At 59.8% G+C, this 26889-nt stretch carries 34 protein-coding genes and 2 pseudogenes; 9 read left to right on the top strand and 27 right to left on the bottom strand.

Annotation, left to right across the window (positions count from 1 at the left end; all coding sequences use genetic code 11):
- Window positions 1-26: 26 nt before the first annotated feature.
- The gene (locus ACF8GB_RS08255; protein WP_196126669.1) at window positions 27-443 is read right to left on the bottom strand and encodes a hypothetical protein; all 417 of its coding nucleotides are present in this window, start codon (window positions 441-443) and stop codon (window positions 27-29) included.
- A 165-nt stretch (window positions 444-608) separates the two neighbouring features.
- Here ACF8GB_RS08255 and ACF8GB_RS08250 point away from each other — a divergent pair, with 165 nt between their 5' ends.
- Both ACF8GB_RS08250 and ACF8GB_RS08245 read left to right on the top strand, forming a co-directional pair.
- Window positions 609-1046 carry an acetyltransferase gene (locus ACF8GB_RS08250; RefSeq protein WP_058638265.1) on the top strand — a complete coding sequence of 146 codons (438 nt, stop codon included), beginning with the start codon at window positions 609-611 and terminating at the stop codon, window positions 1044-1046.
- Window positions 1047-1134: 88 nt separating this feature from the next.
- Window positions 1135-1512, top strand: a complete 378-nt coding sequence (locus ACF8GB_RS08245; RefSeq protein WP_326383708.1) for a VOC family protein — start codon at window positions 1135-1137, stop codon at window positions 1510-1512.
- Between the two features lie 99 nt (window positions 1513-1611).
- On the opposite strand, the gene ACF8GB_RS08240 is transcribed toward ACF8GB_RS08245, so the two are convergent.
- From ACF8GB_RS08240 to ACF8GB_RS08230, 3 genes are all read right to left on the bottom strand, one after another.
- Window positions 1612-1779 carry a hypothetical protein gene (locus tag ACF8GB_RS08240; protein ID WP_165919287.1) on the bottom strand — a complete coding sequence of 56 codons (168 nt, stop codon included), beginning with the start codon at window positions 1777-1779 and terminating at the stop codon, window positions 1612-1614.
- 120 nt (window positions 1780-1899) lie between these two features.
- Window positions 1900-2088, bottom strand: coding sequence for a hypothetical protein (locus tag ACF8GB_RS08235; protein ID WP_027916391.1), 189 nt, complete (start codon window positions 2086-2088; stop codon window positions 1900-1902).
- 64 nt (window positions 2089-2152) lie between these two features.
- Window positions 2153-2389 carry a hypothetical protein gene (locus tag ACF8GB_RS08230; RefSeq protein WP_326383746.1) on the bottom strand — a complete coding sequence of 79 codons (237 nt, stop codon included), beginning with the start codon at window positions 2387-2389 and terminating at the stop codon, window positions 2153-2155.
- On the opposite strand from ACF8GB_RS08230, the pseudogene ACF8GB_RS08225 reads away from it, so the two are divergent.
- From ACF8GB_RS08225 to ACF8GB_RS08200, 6 genes and pseudogenes are all read left to right on the top strand, one after another.
- Window positions 2277-2614: pseudogene (locus tag ACF8GB_RS08225) on the top strand (integrase). The gene ACF8GB_RS08230 and the pseudogene ACF8GB_RS08225 overlap by 113 nt on opposite strands.
- Before the next feature lie 338 nt (window positions 2615-2952).
- Entirely contained in the window at window positions 2953-3300 is a 348-nt protein-coding gene (locus ACF8GB_RS08220; RefSeq protein ID WP_058638266.1) for a metalloregulator ArsR/SmtB family transcription factor, read from the top strand.
- 21 nt (window positions 3301-3321) lie between these two features.
- A complete protein-coding gene (locus ACF8GB_RS08215) occupies window positions 3322-4605 on the top strand; it encodes an arsenic transporter (protein ID WP_058638267.1) in 1284 nt (427 codons plus the stop codon).
- A 27-nt stretch (window positions 4606-4632) separates the two neighbouring features.
- Window positions 4633-5103: an arsenate reductase ArsC gene (locus ACF8GB_RS08210; RefSeq protein ID WP_392526851.1), complete on the top strand. Its 471-nt coding sequence runs from the start codon at window positions 4633-4635 to the stop codon at window positions 5101-5103.
- A 12-nt stretch (window positions 5104-5115) separates the two neighbouring features.
- Entirely contained in the window at window positions 5116-5817 is a 702-nt protein-coding gene (gene arsH / locus ACF8GB_RS08205) for an arsenical resistance protein ArsH (RefSeq protein WP_058638269.1), read from the top strand.
- Window positions 5818-5824: 7 nt separating this feature from the next.
- Entirely contained in the window at window positions 5825-6382 is a 558-nt protein-coding gene (locus tag ACF8GB_RS08200) for an arsinothricin resistance N-acetyltransferase ArsN1 family B (RefSeq protein ID WP_392526850.1), read from the top strand.
- A gap of 22 nt (window positions 6383-6404) precedes the next feature.
- Here ACF8GB_RS08200 and ACF8GB_RS08195 read toward each other — a convergent pair whose 3' ends face one another.
- The 4 genes from ACF8GB_RS08195 to ACF8GB_RS08180 all read right to left on the bottom strand — a co-directional run bounded on the left by ACF8GB_RS08195 (window position 6405) and on the right by ACF8GB_RS08180 (window position 8026).
- A complete protein-coding gene (locus tag ACF8GB_RS08195; RefSeq protein WP_392526848.1) occupies window positions 6405-6785 on the bottom strand; it encodes a LexA family protein in 381 nt (126 codons plus the stop codon).
- Window positions 6786-6852: 67 nt separating this feature from the next.
- Window positions 6853-7077, bottom strand: coding sequence for a hypothetical protein (locus tag ACF8GB_RS08190; protein WP_392526847.1), 225 nt, complete (start codon window positions 7075-7077; stop codon window positions 6853-6855).
- An 11-nt stretch (window positions 7078-7088) separates the two neighbouring features.
- A complete protein-coding gene (locus ACF8GB_RS08185) occupies window positions 7089-7583 on the bottom strand; it encodes a DUF2514 domain-containing protein (RefSeq protein ID WP_392526845.1) in 495 nt (164 codons plus the stop codon).
- Complete coding sequence (locus ACF8GB_RS08180) at window positions 7580-8026, bottom strand: structural protein P5 (protein WP_392526844.1); 447 nt, start codon at window positions 8024-8026, stop codon at window positions 7580-7582. Before ACF8GB_RS08180 ends, ACF8GB_RS08185 begins: the two co-directional genes overlap by 4 nt.
- Window positions 8027-8128: 102 nt before the next feature.
- Between ACF8GB_RS08180 and ACF8GB_RS08175 the strand changes: the two genes are divergently transcribed.
- The gene (locus tag ACF8GB_RS08175; RefSeq protein WP_058637837.1) at window positions 8129-8326 is read left to right on the top strand and encodes a hypothetical protein; all 198 of its coding nucleotides are present in this window, start codon (window positions 8129-8131) and stop codon (window positions 8324-8326) included.
- A 386-nt stretch (window positions 8327-8712) separates the two neighbouring features.
- Here the strand turns inward: ACF8GB_RS08175 and ACF8GB_RS08170 are convergent, their stop codons facing one another.
- The 19 genes and pseudogenes from ACF8GB_RS08170 to ACF8GB_RS08080 form a co-directional block, all read right to left on the bottom strand.
- Window positions 8713-8940: a hypothetical protein gene (locus ACF8GB_RS08170; protein WP_028686462.1), complete on the bottom strand. Its 228-nt coding sequence runs from the start codon at window positions 8938-8940 to the stop codon at window positions 8713-8715.
- 57 nt (window positions 8941-8997) lie between these two features.
- Window positions 8998-9168, bottom strand: coding sequence for a hypothetical protein (locus ACF8GB_RS08165; protein WP_181074198.1), 171 nt, complete (start codon window positions 9166-9168; stop codon window positions 8998-9000).
- The gene (locus tag ACF8GB_RS08160; protein ID WP_392526841.1) at window positions 9146-9532 is read right to left on the bottom strand and encodes a hypothetical protein; all 387 of its coding nucleotides are present in this window, start codon (window positions 9530-9532) and stop codon (window positions 9146-9148) included. The genes ACF8GB_RS08165 and ACF8GB_RS08160 overlap by 23 nt, the downstream gene beginning before the upstream one ends.
- The gene (locus ACF8GB_RS08155) at window positions 9529-17127 is read right to left on the bottom strand and encodes a phage tail protein (protein WP_392526859.1); all 7599 of its coding nucleotides are present in this window, start codon (window positions 17125-17127) and stop codon (window positions 9529-9531) included. Before ACF8GB_RS08155 ends, ACF8GB_RS08160 begins: the two co-directional genes overlap by 4 nt.
- A 54-nt stretch (window positions 17128-17181) precedes the next feature.
- A complete protein-coding gene (locus ACF8GB_RS08150) occupies window positions 17182-17766 on the bottom strand; it encodes a tail assembly protein (RefSeq protein ID WP_392526840.1) in 585 nt (194 codons plus the stop codon).
- Entirely contained in the window at window positions 17763-18545 is a 783-nt protein-coding gene (locus ACF8GB_RS08145; protein ID WP_392526839.1) for a C40 family peptidase, read from the bottom strand. The genes ACF8GB_RS08150 and ACF8GB_RS08145 overlap by 4 nt, the downstream gene beginning before the upstream one ends.
- 3 nt (window positions 18546-18548) lie before the next feature.
- Window positions 18549-19250 carry a phage minor tail protein L gene (locus ACF8GB_RS08140; RefSeq protein WP_392526838.1) on the bottom strand — a complete coding sequence of 234 codons (702 nt, stop codon included), beginning with the start codon at window positions 19248-19250 and terminating at the stop codon, window positions 18549-18551.
- Between the two features lie 37 nt (window positions 19251-19287).
- On the bottom strand, window positions 19288-19638 hold the full coding sequence (locus ACF8GB_RS08135) for a phage tail protein (protein ID WP_028686466.1): 351 nt from the start codon (window positions 19636-19638) through the stop codon (window positions 19288-19290).
- Window positions 19638-23030: a phage tail tape measure protein gene (locus ACF8GB_RS08130; protein ID WP_392526837.1), complete on the bottom strand. Its 3393-nt coding sequence runs from the start codon at window positions 23028-23030 to the stop codon at window positions 19638-19640. Before ACF8GB_RS08130 ends, ACF8GB_RS08135 begins: the two co-directional genes overlap by 1 nt.
- A 59-nt stretch (window positions 23031-23089) precedes the next feature.
- Window positions 23090-23401, bottom strand: coding sequence for a hypothetical protein (locus ACF8GB_RS08125; RefSeq protein WP_125922813.1), 312 nt, complete (start codon window positions 23399-23401; stop codon window positions 23090-23092).
- Window positions 23402-23448: 47 nt separating this feature from the next.
- Window positions 23449-23703, bottom strand: coding sequence for a hypothetical protein (locus ACF8GB_RS08120; RefSeq protein ID WP_392526836.1), 255 nt, complete (start codon window positions 23701-23703; stop codon window positions 23449-23451).
- Window positions 23700-24029 carry a hypothetical protein gene (locus ACF8GB_RS08115; RefSeq protein ID WP_392526834.1) on the bottom strand — a complete coding sequence of 110 codons (330 nt, stop codon included), beginning with the start codon at window positions 24027-24029 and terminating at the stop codon, window positions 23700-23702. The genes ACF8GB_RS08120 and ACF8GB_RS08115 overlap by 4 nt, the downstream gene beginning before the upstream one ends.
- 40 nt (window positions 24030-24069) lie before the next feature.
- Window positions 24070-24564 (bottom strand): hypothetical protein, encoded by a 495-nt coding sequence (locus ACF8GB_RS08110; protein ID WP_028686470.1) that lies wholly within the window; start codon window positions 24562-24564, stop codon window positions 24070-24072.
- Between the two features lie 54 nt (window positions 24565-24618).
- On the bottom strand, window positions 24619-25005 hold the full coding sequence (locus ACF8GB_RS08105) for a DUF3168 domain-containing protein (protein ID WP_028686471.1): 387 nt from the start codon (window positions 25003-25005) through the stop codon (window positions 24619-24621).
- A gap of 6 nt (window positions 25006-25011) precedes the next feature.
- Window positions 25012-25497: pseudogene (locus tag ACF8GB_RS08100) on the bottom strand (HK97 gp10 family phage protein); the annotation flags it as partial.
- A gap of 3 nt (window positions 25498-25500) precedes the next feature.
- Window positions 25501-25674, bottom strand: coding sequence for a hypothetical protein (locus ACF8GB_RS08095; RefSeq protein ID WP_392526833.1), 174 nt, complete (start codon window positions 25672-25674; stop codon window positions 25501-25503).
- 8 nt (window positions 25675-25682) lie between these two features.
- Window positions 25683-26009 (bottom strand): head-tail adaptor protein, encoded by a 327-nt coding sequence (locus ACF8GB_RS08090; RefSeq protein ID WP_392526832.1) that lies wholly within the window; start codon window positions 26007-26009, stop codon window positions 25683-25685.
- Window positions 26006-26347: a head-tail connector protein gene (locus tag ACF8GB_RS08085; protein ID WP_392526831.1), complete on the bottom strand. Its 342-nt coding sequence runs from the start codon at window positions 26345-26347 to the stop codon at window positions 26006-26008. The genes ACF8GB_RS08090 and ACF8GB_RS08085 overlap by 4 nt, the downstream gene beginning before the upstream one ends.
- Window positions 26348-26350: 3 nt before the next feature.
- On the bottom strand, window positions 26351-26851 hold the full coding sequence (locus ACF8GB_RS08080) for a hypothetical protein (protein WP_392526830.1): 501 nt from the start codon (window positions 26849-26851) through the stop codon (window positions 26351-26353).
- Between the last annotated feature and the right edge of the window lie 38 nt (window positions 26852-26889).

Below are 26889 nucleotides of genomic sequence, written 5' to 3'. Positions count from 1 at the left end.
GCATGCGTGTCCCGTTTATAGGCAGGTCAGGGAACAGCACCGCCCGCCTGCTTCATTTCCTGCAAGGCTATCCGCCTGTGCTGCAGCGCTGACTGATCTTCGATCCTACGCACCGCCAGTGTTCTCAATACCTCATAAGCAAGCGCGTTACAGGCAGGCTCCGATACGCCGTCCTCATGCTTGATGTCGATAGCCGCTTGCCGGCGCTCAATCTCCATCCTTGCGGGGTCATACTGAAATGCTGCAGCATGCTCTTCAAGCATGACACTATTGGCAGCAGCCAGGTCGACATCCAGCATTCCGGTGATCGCGCACTGCTCCCCGGTAATGGATGACAGCGCAAAGCCCTTGTACTGAGCCTCCTCCATCACTGGCCGTGCAGGTTGCGCAGTACAGCTTGAAAGCATGACAGTGGCCATAATTAGGCATTGATAGTTTTTCATCAGGTCATGTCAGGTCTAATAAAGTTGATGAGCCATGCATTACAATCGGCCTCGTCAAATCCGCGCTCAAGGCACTGCACGCTCGGCCACGATACTGATGACGCGTAGGCTTCCTATCACGCCTACCGCGCCCCTTTCCAACTATTACCTGTTAAGGATGATGCCATGATCATTCGCCAGGCCACTAATGTCGACCATCCGCAGCTGCTGGACATTTGGCTGCGCGCTGTGCGCGCTACCCACCATTTCTTGCAGCAAGCCGATATTGAGGCATTGCTTGTTCAACTGCGCGATGTCTACCTGCCTGCTGTCGAATTATGGATCGCGGAAGAGCCCAAGGACGGACCGCTTGGGTTCATTGGGCTTAATGAAAGCCACGTAGAAATGCTGTTTATCGAACCCGATCGGCGAGGTGAAGGCATCGGCCGCGCGCTATTGGATCATGCCCGCGGTTTGCGCGGTCAAATCAGTGTTGATGTGAATGAGCAGAATCCGGAAGCGGTTGGGTTCTATCTGCATTATGGCTTTATCCAAACAGGCCGCTCCCCTCTGGATGGCGAGGGTCGCCCCTTCCCCTTGCTGCACCTGAGCTTGCCTGGCTAGCACTGTTGTCAGGGAGCGCTCTATTTCGCTCGTTGGTCAGGACGAAAAGCTCATCGGACCCCAACTGCTCACCTAGAGAGGCAGAGAAATGATCGACCATCTTGATCACCTCGTTTTGACAACCATCGATGTCGAGACATGCAAGGATTTCTACACCCGCATCATGGGCATGAAGCTGGAAAACTTCGGTGCTGGGCGCTTGGCTATGCGCTTCGGTGAGCAAAAGATCAACGTGCACGTGCGTGGCCACGAATTCGAACCCAAAGCTCACTTGCCGGTACCGGGCGCACTGGACCTCTGCTTCATCGCCTCGATCAGCCTTGAGGAAGTCGTAGCCCACTTGAAAGCACAACAGTGGCCAATCATTGAGGGCCCCGTTCAACGTACCGGCGCCACAGGACCTATCCGATCCATTTATGTGCGCGACCCGGACCTCAACTTGATAGAGATATCGGAGCGGCTCTAGTCGGTTTCGCAAAGCAGAGCGTGGAAGTCCAGGCAGGCCTGGATTGGCCTCAAGAAATTGAGCAGGCTATCGGGGGCTGCCGGTGGCAGCCCCAAATGATCAGGAAAAGAGCTTGAACGCTACCCAGCTCGTCGCCAGGGCGAACACTGCGCCTGCAGCAGCCGACAGAAAGATGCTGCGCGCTTGGTGTTGCGTGCCCTCACGGACCTCGCTGCCCAGCTGTGCTAGGTTCTCTTTCATCTGCTTGATAACTTGATCATGGCTCATGGTCGTCCTCGCTTGGGATGCCAGGTCACGCCTGTCGCAAGACCCTATGGCGCTAGTGTCGACCGAATTGGCGTAAAGCTCAAGACCGCTCGGCGCAAGCCTGTTTTCTAAGTGGGCAGGCTAGAGCTTTTGAATGAAGGCAGCAGCGGTAACGATGACGGTGACTAGCCCTCCCACCGCGACAAATGGGTAAAACAGCGTCTCGCGCTTCATTTTGTTGGCCTCGGCGATCAATTTTCGCGCCTCGGCAGTGAGCTTGTGAATCTCAGCCTGAAGCTTCTCAAGCTCCAGCTCCTCCTTCTCGGTCATTGGTCGTCCTTCCGTGCCTCGAGCCGCACCCCGTCGTGCGTCCTGTGTGCTGCATTATGTGCGCTTAAGTGAGGTAATGCAGCATGCCGCTGTTTTGCAGCTCGGCAGCTTTTCCGATTTCCTGAGATTCCACACGGTGCCTGGGGCGGCCGCCGTCAGCGGCTGCACCTCGCTGCATGACATCCAGATTGACGCACCAGCAATACCCTTTGCTATTCCAGCCGAACAAAGGTGGGCTGTGGATCGGCGAGACAAGTGTTACAATCCGCCAGTTCAAATCAGCGCCCAAGGCGCTGAACATCCGTGACCGCCGGCAGTACGCCCCCCCACACCTACGCAACCATGTGCTTGATGCCTGGGATGAACCCTGCGTTCATTGCAAATCAGCTCGGCCATAGCGTTGAGATGTTGCTCTCGACCTACGCGAAATGGATCAGCTCCTCCTCGGACTGGAGGGAGCTGGAGAAGCTGCCGCCCCGCGTCACGATTGGCCCATGCGTGGTCCAACCGTGACGCAAGGGGCTAAATACACCTCTGGCCCCCCCCCCGCAGGACAAGCACTTGATCTCCACAGCAAACATCACCATGCGCTATGCCATGGGGTTTTGCGGGTGGGAATGTGTCGATTTTGCTGGGCCAAACTCCTCTCACTTCCTCACCGATACTCATGAGTTGGTTCGCGAATTGGTCCGATGGCTTTCATCCGGCCATGATGCCGATCCGGCATAACGCACGTCGTTCCCGGCGTATGCTCCGCTGATTCAAAGTCTGCTATCGACCCACAGCGGACTTTCAGACCGTATCTGCTTGCATCACACATATGTATATTCGTATATTCGGATTTCCATATGTTATGGTGCAGCCATGATTACCCCGCCCGATGTGTTCAAGAACTTATCCGACGAGACCCGTGCTCGCGCCACCTTGCTGATCGCTAGCCTCGGTGAACTCTGTGTCTGCGAACTGATGTGCGCTTTGCATGACAGCCAACCCAAGATAAGTCGCCACCTAGCGCAGTTGCGCAGCAGTGGCATGCTGTTGGACCGTCGACAGGGTCAATGGGTGTACTACCGCCTAAATCCGGATCTTCCCGACTGGGTGCATGAAATGCTGCAGGTAACCTTGCAGGCCAACTCACAGTGGTTGGCAGAAAACTCGCTTCGGCTGCAAAACATGGACGGCCGCCCCGTTCGTGACGCTGCCTGCTGCTGATCAACATCGGGCGAGGCTTTCATGCTGATTGCAATTGCCGTCTTTGTGTTCACCCTAATCTTGGTAATTTGGCAGCCGAAGGGACTTGGGGTTGGCTGGAGTGCCGCACTCGGTGCCCTCATCGCCTTGGCGTCGGGTGCCGTTTCGCTGCACGACATCCCAACCGTGTGGGCGATTGTCTGGAACGCCACCGCCACCTTCATCGCCATCATCATCATCAGCCTGTTGCTGGACGAGGCAGGTTTTTTCGAGTGGGCCGCGTTGTATGTGGCGCGCTGGGCAAACGGCAGCGGCTACCGCCTGTTCGGCTTCTGCGTGCTGCTCGGTGCTGCCGTGTCGGCGCTGTTCGCTAACGATGGTGCGGCGCTGATACTCACGCCCATCGTCATGTCGATGCTTCTCGCGCTGCGTTTTTCTCCTGCCGCGACGCTGGCTTTCGTCATGGCCGCCGGCTTCATCGCCGATACGGCGAGCCTGCCGCTGGTAGTCTCCAACCTGGTGAACATCGTCTCGGCCGACTACTTCAGGCTGGGTTTCAGCGAGTACGCCTCGGTGATGGTGCCGGTGAATTTCGCCAGCGTGGGCGCAACGTTGCTGGTGCTATTCCTGTTCTTCCGCCGTGACATCCCTAAGCAATACACGGTCGGGGCCTTGAAAGTCCCAAGCGAGGCGATTCATGACCGCGCAACCTTCAACGTCGGTGGCTGGGTGCTGGTGGTGCTGTTGATCGGCCTGTTTGCCCTGGAACCACTTGGTATCCCGATCAGTGCGGTAGCCGCAGCCTGTGCGGCGATCCTCTTTGCCGTCGCCGCTCGCGGGCACCGCATTTCGACCCGTCGGGTGCTACGCGAAGCGCCTTGGCAGGTGGTGATCTTTTCTCTTGGCATGTACCTAGTGGTCTACGGGCTGAAGAACGCCGGCCTCACCGATATGCTCACTCACTTACTCGACAGACTTGCGCAGCAAGGGCTGTGGGCTGCCGCCATCGGCACTGGGTTGATCGCCGCATTACTATCCTCTGTCATGAACAACATGCCCAGCGTGCTGGTTGGCGCCCTGTCGATCCAGGCCAGCGAGGCGCAAGGGCTGGTGCGTGAGGCGATGATCTACGCCAACGTCATCGGTTGCGACCTCGGCCCAAAAATCACCCCTATCGGCAGCCTCGCCACGCTGCTCTGGCTGCACGTGCTTGAGCGCAAAGGCGTGCGCATCACCTGGGGTTACTACTTCAAGGTCGGCATCCTGCTGACGCTGCCGGTTCTGTTGGTCACTCTTTCGGCCCTGGCATTGCGCCTGAGCCTCTGACATCCGCCACGAAGCGGAGGAGCCCCCATGCGAGTCCTGTTCATGTGCACGGCCAATAGCTGCCGCAGCATCCTTTCCGAGGCAATGTTCAGTCACTTGGCGCCTCCCGGATTTGAAGCCGTCAGTTCCGGCAGTTTTCCGAAGGGCCAAGTGTTGCCTCGTACCCTGACCACTTTGCAGCATGCCGGCATCTCAACCGAAGGGCTGAGCAGCAAGGGCAATGACGCGTTCGTGGACCGTCCTCCTGGCATCGTCATCACGGTGTGCGACAAGGCAGCAGGTGAAGCTTGCCCGGTGTATTTCGGCCCTGCACTGAAGTCTCACTGGGGGCTGGAGGATCCGTCCGATGTCGTGGCTGACCATGCATCGGTCGAAGCAGCATTCCGCGCCACGCTGGCTCGCATCGAGTTACGCTGCCGGGCGTTCTTCGCCCTTTCTTTTGGCACCCTTAGCCGCGACGAACTCAAACGCGAGCTGGATCGCATTGGCGCTCTGTAACCAGGAGGAAGCATGTCCGATCAACTGCCTAATCTCGATCTCTCGCTGTTTGACCTACCGACAGCGACAACCTCTATCAGCGAGCACAAGCCGCGCATCCTTTTACTATACGGATCGACCCGCGAGCGCTCATTCAGCCGCCTACTGGTGGAAGAAGCAGCGCGCCTGCTTGAGCACTTCGGCGCAGAGACCCGCATCTTTAACCCCTCTGGTCTGCCGCTACCTGACGACGTGCCGGTGGAGCATCCCAAGGTGCAGGAGCTGCGTGACCTGGTGCAGTGGTCGGAAGGCCAGGTCTGGTGCTCGCCGGAGCGTCACGGCGCAATGTCCGCCGTGTTCAAAGCCCAAATCGACTGGGTTCCCCTCGCGCTTGGGGCCGTGCGCCCCACCCAGGGCAAGACACTGGCGGTAATGCAGGTCTGCGGCGGCTCGCAGTCATTCAACGTAGTCAACCAGCTGCGGGTGCTGGGCCGCTGGATGCGCATGTTCACGATCCCCAACCAGTCGTCGCTCCCAAAGGCCTATCAGGAGTTCGACGATGTGGGCCGCATGAAGCCGTCTGCGTACTACGATCGCGTGGTGGACGTCATGGAAGAACTGGTCAAATTCACCCTGTTGTTACGTGATCGCCAGCAGTTTCTGGTGGATCGGTATTCGGAACGCAAAGAAAGCGCCGAGCAGCTTTCCGTCCGAGTAAATCAGCGCTCAATCTGAGGCAGACATGTGCATTGAAGTCAGACAAGCCCGGCCCGATGACGCTGCGGCGATCCAGGCCATCTACGCCCCTTTCGTGACCGGCACGGCGATCTCATTTGAGGAAATAGCGCCGACAACCGAGGAGATGCGGCAGCGCATCATCAAGACGCTGCAGACCTATCCATATATTGTCGCGGAGCGTGATGGGCGCCTGGTTGGCTTCGCGTACGCCAGTCAACATCGTGCACGGGCCGCATACCGATGGGCGGTGGATGTCACTGTTTATGTCGCGGACGGAGAGTACCGCTCCGGGGTGGGTCGTAGCCTCTATGCCGAGCTGCTTCCCGCACTCTCCAAGCAAGGATTCAACGCAGCCTATGCCGGCATAGCGCTGCCCAATCCAGGCAGCGTAGGTTTGCATGAGCGGCTGGGCTTCATCCATATCGGAACCTTTCCTCAGGTGGGTTTCAAACTAGGCCGGTGGCACGATGTCGGTTACTGGCGCCTGGAGCTGAGCGCCGCAACTGGATTACCGGCAGATCCCATTCGCTATGTGGAAGGGGTCGGCTCATTACCCACATAGGCTCGAAATCCGAATCGGAAGCCTAACCTGCTAGACGATCATGGTCCCGCACGCTGAACCGCACCACACCCCACACCTCGAACGTATCGCCCTCCATGATGTACCGAGATGGGTACTTTGGGTTCTCCGACCGCAGGACCAGCACACCGTGCTCATGGCACATGCGCTTGCAGAGCGGTTCGCCGTTCACCGCCGCAATCACGATATCGCCGTGCTTGGCCTCGACGCTTCGATCCACGACCAGCAGGTCGCCAGAGTACATCCCAATACCCTGCATGCTCTCGCCTTCGATCTTGACCAGGTAGGTCCAGGGCGCTCGCACCTGCATAAGATCGTCCAGGCTGAGCAGGGGCATGTCATTGATTTCGAAGTCAAGGGCGGTGTTCATTAGCGGGGCCTCCATACTGTATGAATGAACAGTATGGTATTGGCATGCAATGGGCCGAGCAACTGCCGATAAGCGGGATGCGTTAGTGCGTAGGGGGTGGTTTGTTGCCCATCAGCTTGGAGACGGTGCGAAGCTGGTAGTCAGAAACCGCTTGGGCCAAGGACTCGGAATGCAGCCGCAGACGCTCTACCTCCTCGGCCGGCGCACCATAGTCCCTGGCCTCCCAGTACCGTTTGAGAGCTTGCATCGACTGCTCGATCAGCGGTTCGCCTGCCTCAACGGCAGCGGCAAATTCATCCTTGTCCATCGGGGATACCCTTATTTGGTCAGGGCATTATAGGACGCCTCGCACAGCTGTCCTGCTATTCGGGCCTGGTCATAAGCCTTCGCCAGCTCTCCCGCTCGAGCATCAGCCCGTGCGAGCAGGTCGGAGAGCACCATGGCGGCGTGGGTGGCTGCCTGGCCTCGGGCGACAGCGGCGGTATCCGTGCCGGGGCAACTGACGGCGGCAGCGAGCTTGGCGCCTTCGTCGCGCAGCCGCTGGCCAGCAGCATCGGCGCCAGCAGCGTCAGCAGCAACAGCCTTGTGTTGTTCATATGCATGGGCTCTCGCCTCCTCCTGCGCCTGGGCGCGTTGATGTTCCTGCTGACGGGCGCCGCGCTCGCCGATCACCTCCGCAAGACGGTCGCCGCTATCGCGGTTGGCCGACACTTGGCCAGCCTGCGCCTGCTCTACACTCCGGCCGTGCTCGTAGGCGCTCCAGTGGCTAGCCACCAAGACCACGGCAGCCGCCAAGCCAACCCAGGGGCTCATGCCAAGGCCCGCTTGATGCCCTCATCGATCAGCGTCGACGGATACGGGTTGGTGCCGTTCTCGTGCACGATGATGCCAACCACCAGCTCGCGCAGGATCTGCGGTCTGGAGATGTCGATCGATTCGCGCACGCCGACGCCCAGTCGCTTGGCGATGGCTTGCGCGTAGGCATTGGTGTCGTTCTCACTCGCCGGCGCCCAGCGGTTGATAAACTCCAGCGGGGTGTCGATACCAGGCCGGCCAACACCGGGCATCCCATCCTTGCCCCGGTAGTTGAGCAGCAACTTGCCCAAAGCGCGGATGCCGTTCTCTGGATGGTCAAAGCGCGCAAAGCGAGGCTTGGCCACGCCCACCTCAAGACCCAGCTGCCCCTGCCAGGCGTTGCGCGGGTTGTAATCGATGTTCCCTGGGTTATTGTTGCGGACACCGCGAGGTGTGGTCATAGGTTTTCTCCGGACGAAAAAAAGCCCGCGCTGGGCGGGCCGGATGTGCCTTATTTGTTGCACGAACGTCCAATCTGCATCATCCGTTACGCGAGACTGGGTATGAAAAATGGATTTTTAGCACTAGCGCTGTTCAGCTGGCTGCTTACTGGTTGCTCCCACTTCTCCAACAGCACCTACGGGAGCACCACCAACAAGCATGATATTGCGTGCGATGACACTCCTCCGAATCAACCGGGCTGCTACAACCGGCAGTATCAGGAAGGCATCCTCAACAAGCTGCTCGACTCGCTTTCTTGAATCACTGGTGGTCTCTGAGATCTACGTCCCTACCCGCCACTGCTAAGCGATACGATAGTGCAATCTATGGAAGGAATTTCTTATGAAACGTGTTGCTGCATTACTCATATTGACCGCGCTGGCGGGCTGCTCTCACTACAGCTCCAGCGACGACACCACGGAGGTAGGCTCGAAGGGATACACCGTTCGGTGTGATGCTTCGCCTGCTAACCAGCCAGGCTGCTATGAGCCACCTCCGTCTTTCAACTGGTGGCCAACCGATAAACTGAAGTTTCAAATCGGCAGGAAATGAGAGGCACCGCTGCTCGCGCATGAGGCGCTTTGGAAAGTGACTCGACAGGCACAAATTGCCCACGCCGAGCGGGCTGTATGGTGAAGCGTGGGGCTCAGGCCTCGGTGCTCTCGTCCGGTACCGGATCGGGCTTGGCTGGCTCGCTACCAGTGATCACGACTTCGGCAGTGAACTCCTCGAGGAGCTCGGCTGTAACGAACCGGTGGCTGGGGAACTGGAGCAGGCCGGCTTGAATACGCTCCTTGGCCTGCTCCAGGGTGTTGAATCGGGTCTTGTTGTCAGGGTCGTAATCATTGGTCAGGTTGATGGCTACGTAGGGCATGGTTATCTCCAGGCAAAAAAATGCCCGCGCGTGGCGGGCTCGTGGGGTAATTGACCGTCAGGTCTTGGGGTACTGCTGCTTTACTCGTTGGATCGTGGAATAGAACGGCTCCGCCTTGGGCATTGTTCCTTGGTCCATCGCGTGCCAAAGCATGTCCAGTTGCTCCTCGATGGCCGGATAATCCGTGGCCCGGGCTTTGGCATGATCACTTTTGTGCTCGATTTTCAACGCTCAATACCTCGCTCTGGTAAGGCCATAGGTCGATCACGACCTCGTACTCGCCGGGCAGGCTGAAGCCCAACTGGATGTCGCTGCCGTCGGCGGTGTACTCCACGCCCTCAATGTTGAGCACCGCATTGGCGGGCACGCCTTTGAGGGTCATCCCAACCAGCTGCAGTGCCATCTTCGGTCGAGGCACGATCTTGCCCGCGCTGACGAACTGCTCGAGCTCGCTGGCCCGGGCGAACAGATAGGAGAATCCTGTTCGCTTCGCGTTGAGCTCCGCCTCGAGCCGGGACATGTAGCCCCGCATACGGATTTCTCCACGATCGTTGTAGAGCACAACCTCCCCGACTTGGGGTGACTGAGTCATCGCATGATTCCTTGCACCATAAGGTTCTGATAGGAAAGCACCACGCCCACCGCCCCCAGGATCGAGAAATCGATCGTGTGCTGGCCTGCTCCCACGTACTGACCAGAGGCCAGGGTGATGGAGCTGTCCGACCAGTTCGCGACGGATTCAGCGATCATGTTTCCATCCAGCACCAGGCGGTACTGGTAGAACTGGGTGCCATTCGAGAGGAACGTCGAGCAGTAGTTGATGTAAACCATGCCTGGTTGAGGCATGAAGAACGTGATCGATAACGGGGTTTGCCAAGTAGCATTGCAAGCAAAGCGCGGTGCATAGCCTGTGTAGCGCGGGATTGTCACCGCTTCGTTACCGATCTTGAGCGTGCTCACCTGCAGATCGCCGATCTTAGCGGTCGAAATCGCGGCATCCTGGATCTTGGCTGTACCAATGGCAGCGTCTTGAATCTTCGCAGCACCGATACTGGCGTCACGGATGTACGCATCAGCGATGAACGTCTGTCCTCCTACGACAGACCAAGGAGAAGATAGGCCGCCCCCATTGGAGTTGATCAGCAAAAACTGATCGGAATACACCACGAAGGCCGATTGAGCGACACCGCCCTGCTCTGTAACCCCGATCCCGAATCCACCGAAGTGGTAATAGCCGCCTTGCCGGTTTACCTGGACCCGAACGGTATATTGGGCATTGAGCTCACCCTTCAGATTCGACTGTGCAGTCGCGACCTGCTGAACAGCAGCGTTAGCGTTACCCGCCGTTGCTTGGGCAGTATCGACGCGCTTGGAAAGAGCGCCATCGGCATTTGCCCGCGCTTGAACCTCGCTCTGGACCGCAGCTGCTGCTTCATCGGCTTTCGCCTGGGCGGTGTTGATCCGCGTGCTAAGTGCCGAGTCAGCAGTGGCGCGAGCAGTCGTTTCATCCTGAATCGCTGAGTTGACGTTGCCCACTGACGTGTACAAGCCGTTAATACGCTGAGTCTCTGCTGACAGCTTGTCGCCTTGCTGAGCAACGTTGACGCTGAGCGTATCGAACGCCCTACCCGACGCAGCCACTGACCTGCGACCGGCTGCGATGTAGGCAATGTCCACTTCGCCACTGGCATCAGTCGAGTTGTACATGTCCAGGCGGATGGCCCAGATCTTCTTCCCATTCCAGCCAGCATGGCCAGAGAGGTCGAGCTCAATGTCCTGCCAGTCTGCACTCGAGGTATTGATAGGCCAGTTGAATCGCCGAGCCTCGGCAAGTCCACCATCCTCGTTTGCCCAGTACATAGCCGCACTGGCCCGTCCAGTGTTGCGACGGCGCAGTCTGATGCGGATCAGCGGGTTCTCGGCACCATCTATAACCGGGAACGTGTTGGTAACCTGGATGGTCGTGAACTTGGCGACAGTTGCGTATTGAGGGCCAGCAGTCAGGGTTGCCCCGGATGTATTGGCCTTCCAACCCTCTACTGAGTTCGTAAACTCCCAGGTTTGCCCAGCCACGAATGGCAGAGCGTTGCCTATCTTCGCCTCCAAGTTAGTGATGCTGCTGGACTGAGCCGTCAACCCGCTTTCCGTAGCAGCGACGCGGTTGGCCACGCTGGTCAGCGCTGCGGTCGACGCCTTGCTGGCCAGGCCAGTGGAGCCGTTATTGACGCTGTTCTCCAAGCTGGTCGTTCTGCCAGAGACAGAGGTGATGTCCTTGCCCTGCTGACTAACGCTGGAGGTAAGGCCATCAACTGCCGTAGATACGGCGCCGATCGCGCTGCTATTAACTTGGCCATTGTCGCGCCAGCCTGTGGGGCGTGAACCGTACTCGATCTGTGGCCTGGCCACTTCGAACGTACCGGCCACTGTTCCACCAATCGCCGCGTGGGCCCGGTAGAAAACCCGAACCTTGGCAGCACCTGTCGGAGCAACCGATGTGAACGATATGCGGTCGCCGTCCACAGTCATCGGGAGAACTGCCGTCGCAGGCGCGTTGATTACGGTACCGGCGGCGTTGATCCACTGGTGAAAAATCCTCATTCCCAAGTCGCCGGAATCTGACGTTTTCCGTACGTAGATCGACGATGTGACAGTTTGACCAGGCGCGACTGCAGGTGCTCTCTCGCTGGCTGTGACCAGCGAAGTGTACGGGTTACCTGATGCCGTGCTGCCAACGCCGGTGGTACTGCATCGATATGCATTTTCAGCAGCGTTCAGCCAGGAACTGACCATTGACGGCGTATAGGTTGCCGTCCCTTCCGGTACCCACCCGTCAGGGTTGTTTCCTGTAGCCGCACCCAGTTTTGTGAAAGCTGGGTTGTAGAACAGGTTTTCCCCGCCCACGTCGCCGATCGAGTTGTCCAGCTGAGTTAGCCGACCACTGACTGATGTCAGGCCCTCCTCCGTGTTGGATACGCGACCGGATACGCTGCTGATCGCTACGGCGTTTGCTTGCGCTGCGCTTTGAGCGTTCTTGGCGTTGTCCTTCCAGGCACTGACCACGGTGGATAATTCAGCCTGGGCGCGATCAATCTCGTAGTAGCCGTCACTGGCAGTACCACCCAAAGGCCCTCTGACGCGTAAAAGAAGGTCCGCCCCAATCGTCCCAGCTGGAGCGGGAGCGCCCGTGAAGACTGGTCGGTTCCATGCGTCGCTCAGAATGGTTCGAAGCGGCCCATGCGTCCCGACCGTGGCCCCACCGCTGTTCTTGTATTGCAGATAGATCTCGCTGACCAGATCCTGGGTTCCCCGGACATACGCCGACACTGTCAGCACCTGCCCTGGCGCCATGGATACCCAGCTTGCGTTCGGTAGCGCAACGTCCACATACGCAGAGCCGGACAGTCCCTTGGCATCGACACGCTGCGCTTTACCGCGAGGATCCAAGGTTGACGGCACCAACGACAGGAGCCGATTAGGTGCAGCCAGCGAGGAGCCGACCCGCCAGCCATCAGCAAGGCCAGCAGTTTGCCCTTCTACCTCAAACGAAGGGTTAGGCAGCAGGTTCTCACCGCCAACCTGGCCGAGCGATGCATTGATACCAGTGATCGCCTCGCCAGCGGCGGTGATGGCTGTACCCTGTTGCTCTACCTTATTCATGAGGCTCTGAACGGTAGAGGCATCAGCCTTTGTCGCCACTTGGCTCAGGGCATTGCCCGCTGCTGTTGCGGCGTCCGTGGCTACCTTGTCCGAGACTGCCTGCCATGCAGAGCCGTTCCAACGCTTCGGTGTGTTTCCGCCCCCTGTGGTATCGATCCAAAGGTTCTGGATCTGCTGGTTAATGGCTGAAGGTGTTGAGTTTTGGACGATCACTTTGCCTTTGGCATCAGCGAGGCTGTATGCGTCTTGGGCAGCCTTCTGCGCGGCTAACACATTACCGTTGGCCGTATTGAGCCCACCCTGCAAGCTCACGATCGACTGGCCCTGGCTGGATAGCTTTCCTTCTGCTTCGGTAACCGCATTGCTCAGAGTGGACACGGCTTCTGCCGAGGCCGAGGCAGAACGCCTACCAACGGCGATGTAAGCGATATCGATCTCGCCGCTTGTATCGCCGAAGTTCATCATGTCCAGGCGGATGGCGTAGATTTTCTTGCCGTTCCACCCGGCATGGCCGGATAGGTCAAGCTCGATGTCCTGCCAATCCGTGGTTGTGGTGCTGATGAACCACCCAAAGCGCCTTGACTCGGCCAACCCGCCGTCTTCGTTCGCCCAGTACATCTGGGCACCCGCCCGGCTGGTACTACGCCGGCGTAGCCTGATCCGCAGATAGGGATTCTCTGCGCCTGCAATGATTGGGGTGAAATTGCACTGCAGGTTCGGGTTTGCAGTCACGGTAGCAAACAGCGGGCCCGCGGTTACCGTCCCGTTGGTAGCGGTCGCCACCCAGCCCCTGGTCGAGCCGGTGAACTCCCAAGCACGTCCAGCCACGAATGGCTGGGCGGCACCAACGCTGTTTTTCAGCTGCGTGATGTCAGTGCTCTGGCTGCTCAGCGCCCCTTCGGCAACCTCAACTCGGTTACCCAAGGACTGTACAGCCGATGCATCAGCCTTCTTGCTTACACTGTCAGTCAGCGAGGTGAGCGCTTTGCTTTGCGAGCTGATGAGCTGATCTTGGGCCTTGTCCTTGTCCTCGGTCGCCGTCACGCGGCTTGTGACCTGCTGCAGCGCCTGCGAGCTGGCCTTGCCGTCGATGCTGGTCTGCATGCCGTCCATGCGGGTGGCTTGCGACGTGAGCTTGCCCTCGGCATCGCTGACGCGAGTGGTCAGGCTGCTGACTACAGAAGCGTCAGCCTTAGTCTGTGCCAAGGCCAATGCGCCAGCGGCCGCTGCGGCGGCATCGGTGGCCACCTTGTCCGTCACCGCGACCCAAGCCGAACCCGTCCAGCGCTTCGGGGTGTTGGCGTTGCTGGTGGTGTCGATCCAGAGGTTTTGCGCCAAACGGTCCGCGACAGCAGGCGCTGCCGACTGAACGATGACCTTGCCCTTCCCGCCCGCCAGCGTGGCCGCATCCTGCGCAGCCTGCTGAGCAGCCGAGACGTTGCCGTTGGTGGTGGTCAGGCTCGATTGGAGTCCACTGATCTGCGATGCCTGCGCAGTAACCTTGCCATCGAGCGTCGATACGTCGGTCTCAACCTTCGACATCCGCGCGGCCATGCCGTTGGCAGTCACTACCGCCTGGCCAACATCGGTCCAGTAGCTGGCGTTCGGCGGTGGCGTGTTCAGCGGTACCGCTTTCAGGGCTTGGTATAGCTTGCCATCACTGCCCAGGGCGCTCTGGCCGACGCTGTAGGCCTTGTCCTTGCGATACGGCAGGGAGCCGGCCAAGGCCGAGACATTGGCGATCTGCTGCTGCAGCTCGGTCTTGGCAGCGGAAACGTCCGCGCTCACGGCGGTGATTTGCTGCTCGAGGTTGCCCTTCACAGTGCCAAGGGCGTTGTTCACATCGCTGATCTGTTTGGCCAGCTCGGTCTTCGCCGCCCCTACGCGCTCGTTCACCGACCCCGGGCCGTTACCGTCAATGAGCGCGATCTTTTCGATCTTGCTGGTGAGCTCCTTTCCGAGCTCGCTTTCGCCGATCTGCTTGGCAATCTGCTCGAGGATAGGACCGGCGTCGGCGCTGGCCTGCCCCTTAATCCCTGGCGCATCGACCGGAAACCAAGGGCCGACGTTGCCAGAACGGTCGACCAGGCGCGCCCAGAAGTAGAATGTCTGGCCAGCGCGCAAGCCCTGCAGGGTGTGGTCTGCCTGCGGGTAGGCCAGATCCGTCAGTTTCGTGGCTGCGGCTAGGTCTGAGCTCGGCCCGTACCACAGTTCTGCACGCTGCGTGTCGCTGGCACCCGCCGGGTAACCGATGGTGACCTTGATCCCGAAGATCAAGCTTTCAGCGCGCAGGAAGGTCACCGCCGGCGGTGGCGTTGTTTTGCCGGCAACTTCCGTCAGGGCTGAAGTGGTCGGGATAGAGGCCACGTCCATAGCGCTGATGGCGCGCACGCGGGCCAAGTACTGACCCGCGTAGACCCCACGAACATCAGCGGTGAGTTGACCAGTTCTCGGCATCCTCACCCAGTCACGCGAACCCCAGCGCCATTCAACGTCGTAGGCAACCGCACCTGGTGCCGCATCCCAAGAGATGGTCATGGTGGTGACCGCAATGCCCTGGTCCACAGCGGAGTGGCTGCCGATCAGCACGCGCGCGGGTGCATCTTGTACGCCCGGAGGAAGCACGCTGATGGGCCGATCATCGATGATGGTACCGAAGTCGATGGCGTCGAATTTGCCCGGCTCATACTGGATGCACTCCAGCTGGAACTGGTGCCACTCAGGCCGGGTGATGTTGCGGACGTAAAACTGCATGACCTTGAGGTCATCGAAGTCCAGCACCCAGGCACACTCAGGCTGCGGCGCCTCGCTGAATTCGGCTACCACGGTGATCTGCCGACCCGCCACGGACCGAATGACCCGGGCCTCTGCCTTTCCGCTCGGTAGGTTGACCAGCAGGCGTGCACCCGTTGGCACCTCTACGTCACGGTCCACGGTCACAACGCGGCCATTCACGGCCGTGATGCGCCCACCGTTCGCACGGCCAGCCAGCATCGGATCAGACAGGGTGATGACTTTGCCTGGCTTGGGAATGTATCCATCGAGCCCAACACGGAAGGTTGCCCCCCTGAGTTGCAGCTGCTCGGTCATCAAAGCCCACTGGCCAGCGCGCTGGGCCTGGCCACGCGAGGTGCACCCCACCGCCTCTACGGAGATCTCGCGGACCCCATATTCAGCGATCGCGTCCTCGTCGAAAACGGGCTCTTTGTCGGTGTCATACCCCCGCGCCGGGTCATCGAACGACACCATGGCCTGGCTATGCCGCTCGCGCAGCTTGCTGCCGGTGTACTTGACTGCGCCGTCGTCGAGGATCTGTGACAGGGTGTAGTTGTAGACCGGGTCCTGCGGCAGGTCTGCGTTCACGGTGATCTGGCTACCGTCCCAGAAGGCCAGGCCATGGAAGATGGCTGCCAGGTCCTGGATCACCGCCCAGGCCTCGGCCTGCTTCTGCAGGTACAGGTTACAGGTGAAGCGCGGTTCTTGGCCGCCCATGCCGTCTGGGACCAATTGGTCGCAATACTGCCCGATGCGATACAGCGACCAGCGATTGATCATGCTTGCATCAATGCGATCTCCCAGGCCGTAGTAAAGGTGCAGCACCAGGTCATAGAATACCCAGGCCGGGTTGTTGGTATAGGCCTCTTTGAAGGTGCCATCCCAGACTCCATTGGTTGTGCCGACACCGCTGGTGGCGTAGGTGCGAGTCTCTGCGTTGTAGTTCGCAGGTACGCGCACAATGCGCCCACGCATCAGCACAGCGATCTTGGCGATATCGCCGCCGAACTGCTCGGCGTCGTACTCCACGCAGCTGACAGCGGTCAGCGGGTACTCCTGGTCGCTGTCGACCACCTCCGACAGTGCCTCAACGTACATCCCATCTTGGGTCAGCGAGCTGTTGGCCTCGGGGGTGATACGGCGGGCACGGATGGTCCAGCGCGAACCGGCTGGGAGCTCGATGCGGTGCGAGCGTTCGTACTTGGTGACGTTCTTGCGGTTGACCTCGGACGCCAGCACTTGCTGGAAGGGTCCATTGTCGGTCGATACATCGACCGCATACTCAATGCGGACACCATCAATGTTTCCGCTCTGGTCCTGGCGCTGCAGCTGTGGCCAGGAGAAACGCAAACGCACGGCATCCAGCATGGGGTTGCTGATGGTGTGAACGTAGGGCGCAGTGGTCAGCAGCAACTGGCCAACAGCAATCTCGTTGCTCGACTCGGTGATGCCAGTCATCCGCTCCTGGTTCAACTCACCTGAGCGAAACTGCCATTTGACGCCCGGGTAGTTCATGGTGCCGTCGTCGGCCATGACCTGGGTGCCATCGAGCTTGACGGAGCGCAGCCCATTGACCGGCCCTACAATGGGGCCCCAGCTCCACAGGTACAGCAGGCGAGCAACGGCGATGGACGGTACGCTGTTGGAAGCGATGCTGGGCTGCTTCTGCTTCTTCTCCCCGCCCTTGCTGCCCACAACCTGGCGCTTACGCGCTGCGCGGGACTGCTGCGGCGCGCGCTTCGATACTTGGACCATTCCAGTCTCCACAAACAAAAAAACCCGCCGAAGCGGGTCATATGTTGCCAATATTCACAGCCGGTCTTGCGGGTAGATTCCCCCCGACTCTACGGCTCCGCCGATCTCGCGCTCGCCGTACAGCACCGGGTAGGGATTGCCCTGGGCAATCGTCGTGACCGCACCGCCAAACCCGTAGCTGGGGTTGTTGCCGTCCTCATTGCGATCAAGGCTGCCAGTTGTCGGTGTGGGCGACAGCATCTGCACCACACCAGTTGCAGCCATGGCGGCACCGCCGGCGATCATCGCCACGCCATAGGCGGAGGTGGTACCGAAGGTGAAGTAGCCAGCCACAATGAGCACGACGCCGATGATGGTGGTGAACAGCCCGGCCTGCTTGCTGCCCTGAATGATCGGAGCGATTCGGATGTCTCCGGCGTCGTCGCCCATCATGTCCAAGTCATCAGCTGAGAGGTTGCGGGTGCCGGAGAACACGGTGAATACCAGCCCTCGCTCCTCGCCCGTGGACAGAAACTTTTCGAAGCCGGGCACCATGTTGCACAGCGCCTGAATGGCGTCGCGTGTGCTGTTCACATCTAATTCATACTCACGCCCGAAGTGCTTGCGCAGCACCCCGTACAGTTTCACCTTGCGCTTCATGGTTGAAAGTCCTTGTGCCGCAGGATCAGCCGGCAGCGGTTGGCCATTGACCAGCCGTAGACTTCCCGCGTGGAGGCCCTGCCGGCCATGTGGTGGTAGATGAAGGGCCCACTGCCGCCCAGACGCGCAGCCGGCTCGCTGGTCAGCTCCGGCTGGCTGCCGAGGTAAATGGCCGCATGATTAGGGTGAAAGCAGGGCCGCCCCGGCGATGGGACCATAAACACCAACATGTCACCGCGCTGGAGCTCATCCACCTGGTAGAAGCCGGTTGCAGCAAAGTTGGCCTCATACAGGCTTGGGCCGTCTTCCTGCTCCCACCAGAGGTCATCGCGCTCGAAGTTGGGCAGCATCAAGCCGGCCTCGCGGGCGTACCAGTCTCGGCAGGCTGCCCAGCAATCCAGCAGACCATGGGCGAACTCGCGACCCAGCAGCGGGGCCTGATAGCCTGACGGCTTGAACCACTGCATGTCGCCACCTGGCCAGCCGACGATCCCCCAGGGCACCTCATGCAGTTCACAGCTCACCCGGTCTGCCATGCTGGGCGTAGGCGCAGCATCAGGATGGCTGTGCACGATCGCCAGTAGCTCGCCCTGATCCTCGGCGTCTGCCAAGTCCTCATGGTGAAGGCGGAAGTTCTCCCGCGGAGTTTTCGCCAGGTTGCGGCACGGCACATAGGCCCGGCCCTGTTCGGTCTTGATAAGCACCCCGCACGCTTCGGCCGGGTACGCGCGTTCGGCATGCTCGCGGATCGCGGCCTGCAGTGACTGGTTGATACGCATTGATCACCTCGAGCTGACGATCAGGCTTGCGCCCATGGAGCCGCCGAAGCGGCGTGTGTTGCCGCGAAGCTTGCAGCTCTTCCAGCGCCCCGGGCAGCGGTCGAGCGCCGGGTTGTCAGTGGGCTCGTCCTGCTTGGTGTACATGGCAGCGCCGGTATAGGCGCAGGCCTCGCCCCGGTACTGCCCGCGGCAGGCCCAGCGGCATAGCTTGGTGATCTGCTGAGCCGGCAGCATGACGCCGCCCATGTCCAGCGGGCTGGACAGCTGAAAGGTCACCTGCTGGCGGTCTTCGTCGGTCTTCTGCTCGATGTACCAGAGGTTTTCCCGGGCCTGGTTGGACGCATCGGGGTTTCCGGCCGGGAAGTTCGCAGCATCCAGGAAGTGGCGGAAGGTCTCGATGACCCTGACCTTGGAGCCCACCAGGTCCTTGAGCGCCAGGCAGAGCGCTGTGACCGCGCCACGCACGCCAGCTATCTCGTTGGCCATCTGCAGGGTCGGGGTCGCAGGCCGGCCATCGCCGCGAATGTCGAAGCCCTTGGCCTCGATCTGCATGGCCGAATAGAGCTGGCCCTGCCAGATGATATCGGCCTCCTGAGCATGGCCATGGAAGCGCATGATGTTCCCGCCCAGTCGGGTCGCGTCCACCTCGTAGAGCCGGATCTGGTTGCCAGGCTCAAGCTTCTGGATATCGGATTCGAAAGTCATGGGGGCCTCTGAAAGAGAAAACCCCGCAAGCGCGGGGTCAATAGGGGGTAAATCGCTGATCGAAAGTCCAGCTGATGGTCACCAGGTTGGGAGCGCCACGGGCTCTGATTTTGTAGCCTTTGGCCCTGTACCGACCCTGCACACCACCCGGCGGCGTCCAGTAGCAGGTGCGATAGCCCTCATGGCGGTCTAGGAACTTGCGAATCTCAAAGGCTTCCTCTCCCTCGACTAGAAGGCCTGTATGGGACAAGCTCCACGACTGTGTCTTGGTGTTAATGCCGACGCCACCTGCCTGGACAAAACCATCACCGAAGTTGTTCTCCCAGGTGTTCTGCTTGACCTCGCCGTCAGCTTCGGCCTCAACGTCAAAGCTGAAGATCTCTGTCATCACTTTCTCCAAAGAAGGCCGCCCTGCTGGGTTTCCCGATACAGCACATCACGCACGACACCTTCGAAGCCCTCTCGCAGACCTTCTCCCTGACGCCTCGCCTGCTCTTCACTTACTCCTTGCTGGGCCTGGACGTTGATTGGTGAGTTGATGATGATCTGCGCACCGCTCTGCGCGCGCTCTGCGCCAGCAGAAGCTGACGAACCTCGCCCGATTATCCCAATGCGCCCATCGCTAAGGGCTTCTAGATTGCCAACACCAATCCTGGCAGTGGCCTCGGCATCGAAAACGTATTCCCCACGGTGAACAGGGCCGGCGACTTCATCCCTGCGACCGTGGCCTGTGTAGCCGCCATCCATGAAGCCTGCACCTGCCATCGCTGAAGTCGCAGCAACACCAGCGACCATCGGTGCTGTTGCTGCGGCAGCTGCGGCAGCAGCTCCAGGGGCTAACGCCGGCCCAACTATCGGAATGGCAGCAGTGGACGCGAATGCTGCCAGACTGGCCTGGAACGCCGTAGCCTGAGCATTACCCACCATGGCAAGACTCGCGCCGGCCTGAGTCGACTTGTTAACCATTAACTGGACAGCTTGATAGATCAGCCACTGAGCAGCCATATCAGCCAAGGTTGAGACTACAGACTTTCCGAAACCCGTCACCATGTCTGCCAATGCATCGCCGGCGTCCTTTGACCTGGTGGCCATATCGGCGAAGAATGCTCCCAGTTCACTGCGGGCGCTGCCGAGAGTAGACGCGGTAGCATCGGCTGCAATAGCGGAGTAGTTGGTGGCCGCGTCAGCATAGTTCTGCCAGGCTTCCTGAGCACCCAGCACCCAGTTGGTCTGCAGCTCATCAACCTGCTCGTAGTAGAGCTGCTGGGCAAACAGCTGCTTGTTCAGCTCTTCCTGTAAAACCTCTGTCTGGCTGGCATAGAGCTCAGGGGTAATCTGACCAGTATTTCGCTGCTCGTTGAGGGCCTTTACATCCTCGACATACTTCTGCCGTACGGCCAGATCGGCACGCATCCGGTCACGGGCTTTGTCGCCCATCCCAATTCCCGCCAGCTCCTGCGCATAGCCGTTGATGGCTGTTTGTGTGCCAGAGGCCTGCGCAGCCTTGAAAGCGCTTAGCTTCAGCGCATCCTCATTGGCCTTCTTAATCTTGTTGAGCCCGTCCAGCTCTGCAGCCAGTCCCAGGAGCCGTTTTTGCTGAGCCTTCGACAGGTTGCCAAGTTTGCCCTCTTGTAACTCAAACGACAGCTTGGCGACCTCGGTGGCATCCTTTTGCCTGTCGCCGGTGGTGTTTATCAGCTGAATCTGACGCTTGAATCCCTCCTCAGTCGACTCAAAGTCCTTGAGCTGTTTTTTGGCGGCTTTCTCGCTTTCAGACTCACCCTTTCGCTTAGCCTTGTTGGCCGCGTCGTTGACTTTCTTCTGCGACTCGATAGCACTTGCTGCTGAGAGGATCGCGTTGCGGTCAGTGTCGGTGAGATCGGCGTGCTCTGCGATATAGCGATTGGCTATCTTGATCGCGTCATTGTTATCTTGCAGGCCGCCCAGCTGTTTCTGCAGGGTGTCGAGGTATGTCTGCCCGGCACTACTCATACCGATCTTGGCGGCAGTGTTTGCCTGGGTAGAAGCGGTGTTTCGGTCGGTTTCCTCGGTCAGTTCACCGAGCTTTGCGCGCAGGTTCTGCAACTGCGCGCTGAGCTCAGAGGCCTTAATCTGACCGGTCTCGATGGCCTGGGCCATGGCTTCGGTGACGCCGGGAATACCGCGCACCTGGTCAGCCACAGCCTTCCAATCCACAACTGCGCCTGTAGCCGCTTCATTCGCCGCCTGCCGAACCAAGTCGAGCGCTTTCTGCGCTTCTGCTGGCAGCGGCACCAGGGCACTAATAAAGCCGTCGACACCTGCGGCACCTACGTCGCGCAGGCTGTTTTCGAACCGGTCAGCGATGGAGCCGGCAACTTGGCTCAGCTCGCTGGCAGTGTCTTCGAGAGTCCCTTTTAGCTCGCGCAACGCCACAGCCTGTGTGGCCTTATTGAGCTTGCCGAACCGCTCAACCAGCTTATCGAGTGGGTCGTTTAGGTCTCCGAGCTTCTTCTCCAGCGAATCGGAATTGTCGCGCAGCAGCAGGAAACTGGCCGCTGCAGTACCGGCGAGCATGGCAATGCCCATCGGGCCACCCATCGCAGCCAGCAGGCCACCGGTGGCAGCCCGGGTAAGGTTTGCCTGGGCGATGGCCAGCGCGTCTGTCGAAGCCTTCAGCGCAGCCTGTTTGGGAATCAGTTCACTCTGGACGATCGAAAGGCGCTGCAGGCCGGTGGTAGCAACAACTGTGGCCTCGGCCTGCTGCAACTGGGCTTGTGCGTAGATGCGTTGAGCCTCAGCCGCCCACAGAGCAGCCTGCGCGTTCTGGACTTCTGCCCGGTACTGGGCCAATGCCGCCTTGAGCGCTAGGCCCGACTTGGCCACATAGTTAGTAAGCGCAGCCACGCCAGCGACACCCATCGCTGAAGCGACTAACTCGACATTTTCGCCCAGCACCAGTAGAACCTGGGATAGCCCGCCGACTACCCCAGTGCTCTCTTCCATGTTGCCAAGGAAGGTGCTGATGGCGTTTCCAATATTGGTCAACGCATCCTGCACACTGGTCGACATCTCGGCAGCTGCCTGGCGATTTGCACCGACCGTCTTCAGCAGGCCGTTGTTGAGGTCGTCAAGCGCAAGCTTGCCCTCTACGCCCAGCTTGCGGATCTGCTCGGCGCTTTTGCCGGTACCCTCAGCGATCGCATCGACGATAGTCGGCATTGCGGTCTGAATCGACACCCAGCCGTCAGCCTCGACTTTCCCAGTTTGCAGCGCCTTGGAATAGGCATCCAGCGCAGAGCCGGCTTTGTCCGCTGACGCAGCGTTGGTTACCAGCAGAAAGCTGAAGCTGTCGGTGATATCCAGGGTTTTCTGGGTGTCGTAGCCCAGGTTGCGCATTACCCCGGCAGTACGACTGTAGAGCTCTTGTGCCTCCGCCAGCGGGCGGTAGGTTTCATTGGCGGTCTGCAGAAGGTGCTCCTGCACCAACTGATATTCAGCGCCGCTGCCGGCAGCAGCCTTCATACGGTCGGACATCTGACCGTAGGCATCGACCTGCTTGATGATGCCGCCAACCAAGCCGGCACCGGCGACAGCCGCGAAAGCACCGCGGATAAGATTACCAGCCTGCTGCGCCGATTTGCCGGCCCGATCAAACGCGGAGTCTACTTGCGCCAGGTTGCGGTCGATGCTCTGTGAAGACCTCGCCACCATCTGATCGGCGTTAGCCAGCTCACGTCGAAGTTGAGCAGTAGTAGCCTCGATCTGGACCAACATGCCCTGGATTTGCTGGTCCGCCATATTTTCTCCTAAATGAAAAAACCCGGCGCTTGGCCGGGTTTATTAACAATTCACTTGCTTTATCTGTACGGGTTGGACATTTCGGTTGTGGTGTAGCTGACTACCTTCCCGTCAGCATCTAACACGACACTCAGCCCCTGATTTGTATAGCTAGAACCAGAAAAACCAACCTTCGCATATCCCCATGACAGGACCTGGGTGCCGTCCGAATTTCTGGTCGATGCCAGTGGTTTACCGAAACTGCTCAGCAAGTCGTCCTTGGTAGTAACGCCCTGCTTGATTTGGTCCAACTGTGCCTGCGTGACCGGCTTTCCATAGGTTGCGCAGGCAACTAATACACACGCTGCCAGCAGCGTGATTACATTCTTCATGGGGCACGTCTCCTTGATGAGCGCATGAATGTAGCACAGGACGATGTTTAGTCGCCGGATCTGCCGGTGAGTGCCTGGCGCAGCTTGTCTGCCACGTTCGATGCACTCGGTTTTCCCTTCCCTGGCTGAGCCTTGCCCTTGCCGAAGGGGTTCGTCATCTGTGACCACTCGATGCGCGCATCCATGGCCAGGAACAACTCCGGAAGAGGCGTGCGCCATGCTGCATCTGGTGACCAGCCAAGCCACCCTGTAGCGATTGCATAAAGCCGGTCTACGTAGCTGCCGTCCTCGACAACGCTCACGCCTCCCCGGCTGCCTCCTTTCCCTCATCACCGCCGCGTGGATTGTAAAGCGCGACCAGGTAAGCATTCAGTTGGCTGGCAACTCCCAGCACGCCGGCTTGCCACACTTTCTCTGGCATAGCGTCTGCAGCCTTGCCTTCCAGGCCGGCTCCAGCAGCCAGGATTATCGCGCAGCCATCAATGCTCAAGGCAGAGATGGTTTGCGAGGCACCGCGGAGGCCACCAAAACGGCTTTCAATAGCCCGCACCGCTTTCAACGTTGGCTGGAGGACGAACTCCTCATCACCCAGTTTCACGGTCAAAGTCCCGTAGAGGGTCTTGTTCATAAAGCACTGTCCTTGGTTGCCGGGGCTGAGCCCCGGTTATTCAGGCGGCTGCAGGTAGCAGCTCCAAGATATCGGAGTTGATACCGATGGTGATGTTGCGGCGCACGACGTTGTCGGCGGCACCAGGCGCGACGGTGTTGTTCATCACCTTCCCTCGCATGTAGAACGTGGTCGGCTTGAGCGCTGGGGTGGCGGTAGGATCACCATCGTTAAGAGTGATCTTGATGTTGTAGTCGCCCTTGCTACGGTCCTTGTGAGCGACCTTCACAGCCTTCTGACCGGCATCGCCGTTGTCCAGCCCCACGGTCAGCGTCAGATCACCAGCATCAGCGGTGCCCTTGTACTTGCGCACGCGGCCGTTCTTCAGCGACGTGAAAGTCACGCTGCTGAATGTGTCGCCGAACTCGCCCAGGTCTTCAATTTCGCCTACCTCGACATAGGTGTCGGCTTCGTATTGGGTCTGGGTGTCAGCGCCGGTTTTGCCGCCAAGCCAGAAACGGCAGCCAGCAGCGGTGTTCAGGTTGTCTTCGGCCATGGGGGTTCCTCCAAAGGCACATTGGATTGAGCCGCGGAGCGGCCGGTGGGTGGATCAGTGGGTGGTGATGACGCGGACGGTGATCGATCCTTGGTAGGTAACCCCGTCAGCGTCACGCTGGGCGTCCGACTGGATGACGCGCACAGAGACAGCCCTGCCGACGCTCAGCGGCAGCGGGCGCTCGTCCAGGGCGGCAATGACCTCCCCGTTGATGCGTTTCACCTCTGCCTGGCCAACCGTGTCTGACCAGACCGACAGGTACAGCAGGCGCTGCTCGCGCTTACGGCCTGATATCGGGCTGACGTTGACTGAGACCTCGCGGTCGATCGACACATAGGGCATGTCGGCGTCCATGGGTGCACCGTCATAGACCGGACAGCTCACCTCGGCCTGCAGCCTGGCAAAAATGGCCTCTTGCAGCGATACCGAGGGATCAGCCATTGCCCCCCCCTGGCTTGCCTTGCGCAGCGTGCGGCGCACGGCCGTCTCGATGTCAGCCATAACGTACTCACGGTTCACGTCGATGGAGGGCCGAAGCCACGGGTGCGCCGGCCTGGCCGGAATGTCCGGGTACTTGCCGAAGAAATGCGTACCGTCGCTCTTGTTGGTCGCCCGCCGGTTGCGGTTACCGGCTCGCTTGCCGCCGATGTAGCCCTTGGTGCCGTACTCGATGAAACGCAGGTAGAAGAACTTGCGGTTGTCGCTCTTGCCCCTGATCCCGATCTGCGCATCAAGGCCGCTGGGCGCGACGTAGATCTTCAGCGCGGCGGCGGCAGCGCCCGTATCCTTGGGCATCAGCTGTTGCTGCGTGGCCAGCACCCGCTCGGCAGCATGGCGCATGGCCGGGGCCAGTTCGTTGTCCATGGTCTTGTGGATGTTGCGCAACGTTCGCCGTAGGCGGATATCGCCGCGCATCTTTGAGCGGCGGGCCATGGCCTACTCCTTGGCCTGGGCCTTGGCTGTTTTTTCCTGCGCCGCGTCTTCCTTGATCTCGATCGCGTAGCCGCGGGCGATCAGGCCTTCGCCGTATTCCTTCTTCACTTCGAAGATATCGCCCTTTTCGCGCTCGCCGGATGCACCGGTCAGGGGGCCCAATGCTTGAATTTTCATGGTTCACCTCATGGATTCGGTACCGATGAGCAAAGAAGTCTCATCAGCGTGTTTTCGTTGTCTGGCAATACAGCCTCGACCTGATACGTGACGCCCCGGCGGGTGAGCCTTACGCCTGCCACCATGTCAGTTCGAGGCCTGCTGATGATCTCGGCTGTAACTATCGCTTTGAGCTTTTCAGCTACAGCGATGATCCGGCCAGAGGGTGTACGCACTTCACCCCACATCTTTGGACGAGCTGCAGGGAGCCAGGTGACGACAGCCCCACCGGACTTGGTGCGCTCCTCGTGACGGACAGTGACTTCAAACAAGTGACGAAGCGGTCCGGCCCTCATATACCCCACCCCACCCGGTATGGAGTCAGCAAGGCCTGCGAGCCTCGAGGCAGGTCAGTCGCGATTGTCCCCGTCACCACGTCTTCCCGGTTGGCGTAGAGGTGACCCAGGATCAGAAGGCACGCCGACTTGAACGATGCGTTGCTGAGCATAGAGTTTTCCCCTGCCGAGCCTGCCAGTACCGCCTCTGCCATCGATTGCGCATCGACGTAAACCTGGCGGTTGAGGTAGTTCATTGCCGAGAGCTCGGCCGAGTCGATCAGCAGCTGCAGATAATCGTCGTCATCGTCTGGATCACGAAGGTGGGCCCGGGCCTGCGCCATGCTGATCAATGACATGGCTCACTCCTCCAGCGGTGTGCGCGATACCAAGTTGCGGAGTTCAAGCTCCTCGGCATGACGCCGTGGCACTTGGTAACCTGGCCCTCCGCGTCTGCGCAGTTCGCCTTCGTCCATGAACGAGCGCAGCGGGTAGACTTTGACCTTGGCTGGGTTTACCTCGACGATTGGGCTGGATGTGAGGTCGTTCAGCCCTGCCGCATCAGCGGCGAAATGCAGCGCGTCGCCACCCTGGCCTGGCTGGATCGTCGAGACGCCGGCATTCCCAGCATCTCCGGTCGAGATAAGCGCTGGCTCCAGCTCTACTGCCAGGCCTGTTGCCATGCCGCCCGCTTCTGGCGCGTCGTTGACGCTGGTTGGGGTGGTGACAGTGACACCCGCGGTCGGATCGGCAGTGGCAGCGTCGGCACCGATGTGCGGAGAGTTCAAGGTCTGGTCAGTTGGATTTGAGCCGGCCTGCTCCGGTACCGGGGTGGACTTGTCCTGCTTCTTGGTGCTAGCCATGGAGTCGCTCCTGGGGGCGCCATCACTGGCGCCTTTCA

Source organism: Pseudomonas sp. xss_4, assembly GCF_043104125.1.
In the GTDB taxonomy this organism is placed as follows: domain Bacteria; phylum Pseudomonadota; class Gammaproteobacteria; order Pseudomonadales; family Pseudomonadaceae; genus Aquipseudomonas; species Aquipseudomonas parafulva_B.
This window is presented reverse-complemented; position numbering and strand designations above follow the sequence as displayed.